This window comes from Paraclostridium benzoelyticum, assembly GCF_001006285.1.
In the GTDB taxonomy this organism is placed as follows: domain Bacteria; phylum Bacillota; class Clostridia; order Peptostreptococcales; family Peptostreptococcaceae; genus Paraclostridium; species Paraclostridium benzoelyticum.
This window is the reverse complement of the sequence record NZ_LBBT01000279.1, coordinates 1-4,623: the sequence shown is the minus strand read 5'-3', so window position 1 is coordinate 4,623 and position 4,623 is coordinate 1. Positions and strand designations below refer to the sequence as shown.

The window sequence follows — 4,623 nt, the reverse complement described above, 5'->3', positions numbered from 1 at the left end:
ATTATATTTATAAATATATTTAAGACGTTAAATCTCTCTGACCATTAGTGTTTTATATTTTGAAAATTCAAATTTATTCAAAATTCTAACTATTTTTTTGTTATGATCAAAAGCATCTGCTATTATAAAATCTCTTTCTTTTGAAACAGCCCAATCTTCAGCAGCTTTATATAAGTTGCTTGAACATATTCCCTTATTATTTCTACTCTCTGGTTTTACATAGAGATTAACTATATAAGCATAATTATTATGTTCAAATTTAAAGTTATTAACATCTATTCTAACTTCTATAAACCCTTGAACTTTTTCATTATACTCAGCTACAAATAGTCCACATTTTTCATTTATTATAGAATTCTTAATACAATTTTCATTAAAATTAAATTCTAAACTCCCTTTATAAAAATCATCTTTTCCTAATTGGTCTATACCTAAGTTTCTAAGCATTTCTAGTATATCATCTAAATCAGATAAATTTGCTTCTCTAACTTTGATTTCCATATTTCCTCCTTTTGTTCTAAATGTATATAATAGCAAGTTAATAGTTAGAATCTTTAGATTTACTTGTTGAACTATTATTTATAAGACTTAATAAATTATCATTTCTAAAAACTTGATTTGTTTCAAAATTTTCAGTATTTAAAGCCTCATGAACAACTTTTTCTATCCCATACTTATCAATTAATTTTATAAGTACATAAACACCTATATAATATACATTTTCATTTCTATAATCTATATCATAAAAATTAACATCGATATTATTATCAAAGTTTTGATATTTAAAAGAATGATACTGGTTAGAAAAATATACAGCTAATCCTTCATTTAACCATATAGGTAAATTCCCTTTTGATTTTAAATTTAATACTACATGAACAAATTCATGTAGTATTAAATTTTCAACAGTTTCATTATTTGATTTTTTCCATTTATCGTGATCTAAAATTAAAATTATATTATCGAAACTTGTCCCGATTACCCACTTAGGAACCTTCTTTTCAACCAAATCTTCTAACTCTTTTAAATCATCCATCACATCTAGTATAATTTTTTTGTCAAAATCAAACATTTTTCTTATTTTATTTATTCTATTATAAAAATCTAAATAATCTCTAATACCTTTTAATACTCTTAAATCTCTAGCATAAAAGTTAATTCTATCCACAGCTACAACATCCTTTTTCGCATTCTATTTTACTATCTTGTTCATATGTAGCTATTATTGTTTGTTCAAGACTAAATTTCCATTTTTCACATTTTGGATTATTATCTATTAATCCATTATATGGACATCCTCCCATACATATTGGTAATAACTCGCATTCTATACATCTTTCATTTTCAAAAGGAGACCACATAATATATTCTGTATTCAGAGCATGCATCTTTTCATCTATATCTGTATTTATTGTAGTAATATTTCCTACTGTTCTTTTTACATTTCCTACATCATTCCAACATTTGTACATATATCCCTCAGGATCAATTACATAAGCCCCTATACTATCTGCGCAACAGTAGTTTGCTTTTATACTTGGATAATATGGATATTCTCCAGATGATTTATAACCTCTTTCAAAAAGTATCTTTTGGTATTTTATATCTTCTTGCGAATATTCTTCTGTATTTAAGCAATTACTAGCTATACCGCTACAAGCATCTGTATATGCACTAACGTGACCCAAACTAATACGCGCATCTTTTAAATCGTTTTCCTCTAAAATATCTAATAATTCTTCAATATGAGCTACATTAGTTTTATCAATATTTATTCTTATCCCTACATTTGTAATCCCACCATCAATAAGTTTTTTTATATTCTCTACTATTTTATCAAAAGTCTCTTCATTTGAATTTTTTAATATTCTTCTTTGATTATGAATACTTGGAGGGCCATCTATTGTAATTTGAGCTCCACCTATTCTTGAATCTTTGAAAATTTGAATAATTTCATCATTTATTAAATATCCATTAGTTACAATATATGATGAATAGTGAACCCCTTCTCTTTCAGTTATTTCTATAGCTTTTTTAGCAAAATCAGCTATTATATCTTTAGCTAATAGAGGTTCTCCTCCATACCAAGTAATATGGATGTTTTTTTTACGTTTAGCATTTTGTTCTATCAATTCTATTAAAGAATCTTGAACTTCTTTGCTAATCATTCCAGGCTTAGGAGTTTCATAGCAATAAGGACAAGCAAAGTTACATGCTAATGTAGGAGCAATAACTAATCCTAACCCATTATTTGAAAATTTCCCTCTATAATTTCTATACTTTATTAACTTTAACTCATCAGTTTCATTTTGGATTATAAAGTTACCCACTGACATATTATCAACTAATTCTTTCATTTTTCCACTTATATTATCTGTATCTATATTTTCTATATTTTCTAATACATTTAAAAACTCTTCATCTACCTCTGCTAATGCACAAGTTAAACTATTAAAAGCTATAGTTTTTTCATTTTCCAATTTTATTATTTTGTTATATTTAGATTTTTTCATAATCGACCCTCTCATGCCACAAATAATATTTTATTTCATACTTTTACTTATCTATTTTATACTTAAATTTAATTCTAAATTAAAGTCATAAAACATTAATTGATTTTTTAAGCAAGTTAGCTAGATATTAACACTATCACATTTATTATCACAGACATTAGTGCAATTACCAGTACAATTGCTAATACATTTACTACCACAAACTGAATCGCAGGTAAAATTCGGGCATATACTCCCAATATCAAAACAAAGGCCATTTCTATAATTTTGTTGATTTAATACAATATATCTCATTTAATCCCCCCCTTTCCTTAAATTTATACGGTTTTGTCATAAATCATAAAAATAAAATATTACATAATTTATTTTTTAAATTAAGGTTACTCACTTATGGTAAATAGCCATCACACACTTTTACTTGACACATTGAAGTGCAAACTTCTCCGCTATTACTATCACAAAAATAGAAGCATCCTATAGAATAACACAGTCCTTTTTCAAATTTATTTGCTGGTTTTTTTATAAACTTCATATGTTTGCTCCTCCTCTTTTTACTTAATACTCAAAGCAAACTCCATAATTTTGACAATCCTTAACTACACAACCACTATTGCTATTACACATTCCAACACATGCAAAACAATATCCTTTTTCAAATTTGTTCGCTGGTTTTCTTATAAACTTCATATGTTTGCTCCTCCTTTTTTAGTTGATAACACACCCTGAGTTATTATTACAACCTGTAAACCAAGTGCATAATAAACTACAATTGTCAGTACATGCAAAACAATATCCTTTTTCAAATTTATTTACTGGTTTTCTTATAAACTTCATATGTTTACTTCTCCTTTTTTAGTTGTAATTTATTTAACAACTAGGAATAAATTGAAGCTCTAGGCCTAATATATGTTTTTGCTAAGTTAACAACGAATGCTATCCCTATATTAGTTTATGCCCTCAATATTTAAAGAAAAATACTAATCACTCTAGGTTAAATATTTTTGTTTATTTGATGACTCGAATTTTGATTTATTAAATAAGTATATTTATACCAATCTAATAAAATGGATTTCTCTAAACCAAGTCTTAATACTCAAATACAGTATGATCGAATAACTAGGGAAAAAGACATTCATGTCGTATAAAATATCTATCTCCTTTTCATATACAACTAAATCAAGGCCTTATTTCTTAATATTTTTCCTCTTTTTTATGTTAAAATTTTTATAACTCATTGCGATTAACTCTTTATGGCTTACTTTTTTAGAAAATCTATTTTACCACAAGCTAATCTCAATGAGTTTTTTATATCTATAAAGTATTGTATTTAATTATAAAATCTAGTTATGCATTAGTTAGACACCCACTATTATTTTGACACGTATCGAAACCTACACAATTTGTTGAACAGTCTCCATAGCAGTTTCCTTCACACTTAGAAACGCAACCAAGGTCAAAACAATATCCTTTTTCAAATTTGTTTGCTGGTGTTTTTATAAATTTCATCACTATTTCCCTCCTCTCCTAGTTATGCATTAGTTAGACATCCACTATTATTTTGACATGTATCAAAACCGGAACAATTTGTTGAGCAGTCTCCATAGCAGTTTGTGCTACAGTCAGAAACACAGCCAAGATCAAAACAATATCCTTTTTCAAATTTGTTTGCTGGTATTTTTATAAATTTCATTACTATTTCTCCTCTCCTAGTTATCCATTAGTTAGACACCCACTATTATTTTGACACGTATCGAAACCATTACATTTTGTTGAACAGTCTCCATAACAGTTTGTGCTACAGTCAGAAACACAACCAAGATCAAAACAATATCCTTTTTCAAATTTGTTTGCTGGTATTTTTATAAACTTCATTAACATTCCCCTCCTTTTTCATTTGATTAATTTATTAAAATTCATATTCACTTAAAATATCTTTATATTCAGTTCAGATTTAAGGAAATATGAAATTTTAATCTGTGTATCTATTAAAACTTAAATCAATCTAATTCCTTGTATAAGGTTACTTTATTTTAAAATCTTATTAAATTCAATATTTAAGTATAGGTTGTTGTTATATAGTATAAATTGCAGAAAAATTATAAAATTTGTA

Annotated in this window: 9 protein-coding genes; all 9 read right to left on the bottom strand. The window is 26.5% G+C overall.

The features are described from left to right. Positions 1-27: 27 nt before the first annotated feature. Positions 28-501, bottom strand: a complete 474-nt coding sequence (locus tag VN21_RS14180; RefSeq protein WP_046823839.1) for a GNAT family N-acetyltransferase — start codon at positions 499-501, stop codon at positions 28-30. A gap of 37 nt (positions 502-538) precedes the next feature. Continuing rightward, on the bottom strand, positions 539-1,168 hold the full coding sequence (locus VN21_RS14175) for a gluzincin family metallopeptidase (protein ID WP_046823838.1): 630 nt from the start codon (positions 1,166-1,168) through the stop codon (positions 539-541). Beyond that, entirely contained in the window at positions 1,161-2,513 is a 1,353-nt protein-coding gene (gene ctpM / locus VN21_RS14170; protein ID WP_046823837.1) for a radical SAM/SPASM domain Clo7bot peptide maturase, read from the bottom strand. The genes VN21_RS14175 and ctpM overlap by 8 nt, the downstream gene beginning before the upstream one ends. A 120-nt stretch (positions 2,514-2,633) precedes the next feature. Further along, a complete protein-coding gene (locus VN21_RS18745) occupies positions 2,634-2,807 on the bottom strand; it encodes a hypothetical protein (RefSeq protein ID WP_161794410.1) in 174 nt (57 codons plus the stop codon). A 94-nt stretch (positions 2,808-2,901) separates the two neighbouring features. Continuing rightward, positions 2,902-3,045 carry a hypothetical protein gene (locus VN21_RS18740; RefSeq protein ID WP_161794409.1) on the bottom strand — a complete coding sequence of 48 codons (144 nt, stop codon included), beginning with the start codon at positions 3,043-3,045 and terminating at the stop codon, positions 2,902-2,904. Positions 3,046-3,068: 23 nt separating this feature from the next. Further along, on the bottom strand, positions 3,069-3,200 hold the full coding sequence (locus VN21_RS18460) for a Clo7bot family Cys-rich peptide (RefSeq protein ID WP_152650827.1): 132 nt from the start codon (positions 3,198-3,200) through the stop codon (positions 3,069-3,071). Positions 3,201-3,218: 18 nt separating this feature from the next. Beyond that, positions 3,219-3,347, bottom strand: a complete 129-nt coding sequence (locus VN21_RS18455; protein ID WP_152650826.1) for a Clo7bot family Cys-rich peptide — start codon at positions 3,345-3,347, stop codon at positions 3,219-3,221. 510 nt (positions 3,348-3,857) lie between these two features. After that, a complete protein-coding gene (locus VN21_RS18450) occupies positions 3,858-4,019 on the bottom strand; it encodes a Clo7bot family Cys-rich peptide (RefSeq protein ID WP_152650825.1) in 162 nt (53 codons plus the stop codon). 204 nt (positions 4,020-4,223) lie between these two features. Then, positions 4,224-4,385, bottom strand: coding sequence for a Clo7bot family Cys-rich peptide (locus VN21_RS18445; RefSeq protein ID WP_152650824.1), 162 nt, complete (start codon positions 4,383-4,385; stop codon positions 4,224-4,226). Positions 4,386-4,623 lie beyond the last annotated feature (238 nt).

Bases quoted from the DNA above. Each gene is read 5' to 3' on its own strand.
- VN21_RS18745 (WP_161794410.1), bottom strand. From the start codon at position 2,807: ATGAGATATATTGTATTAAATCAACAAAATTATAGAAATGGCCTTTGT.
- VN21_RS18460 (WP_152650827.1), bottom strand. From the start codon at position 3,200: ATGAAGTTTATAAGAAAACCAGCGAACAAATTTGAAAAAGGATATTGT.
- ctpM (WP_046823837.1), bottom strand. From the start codon at position 2,513: ATGAAAAAATCTAAATATAACAAAATAATAAAATTGGAAAATGAAAAA.
- VN21_RS18450 (WP_152650825.1), bottom strand. From the start codon at position 4,019: ATGAAATTTATAAAAACACCAGCAAACAAATTTGAAAAAGGATATTGT.
- VN21_RS18455 (WP_152650826.1), bottom strand. From the start codon at position 3,347: ATGAAGTTTATAAGAAAACCAGTAAATAAATTTGAAAAAGGATATTGT.
- VN21_RS18445 (WP_152650824.1), bottom strand. From the start codon at position 4,385: ATGAAGTTTATAAAAATACCAGCAAACAAATTTGAAAAAGGATATTGT.
- VN21_RS14180 (WP_046823839.1), bottom strand. From the start codon at position 501: ATGGAAATCAAAGTTAGAGAAGCAAATTTATCTGATTTAGATGATATA.
- VN21_RS18740 (WP_161794409.1), bottom strand. From the start codon at position 3,045: ATGAAGTTTATAAAAAAACCAGCAAATAAATTTGAAAAAGGACTGTGT.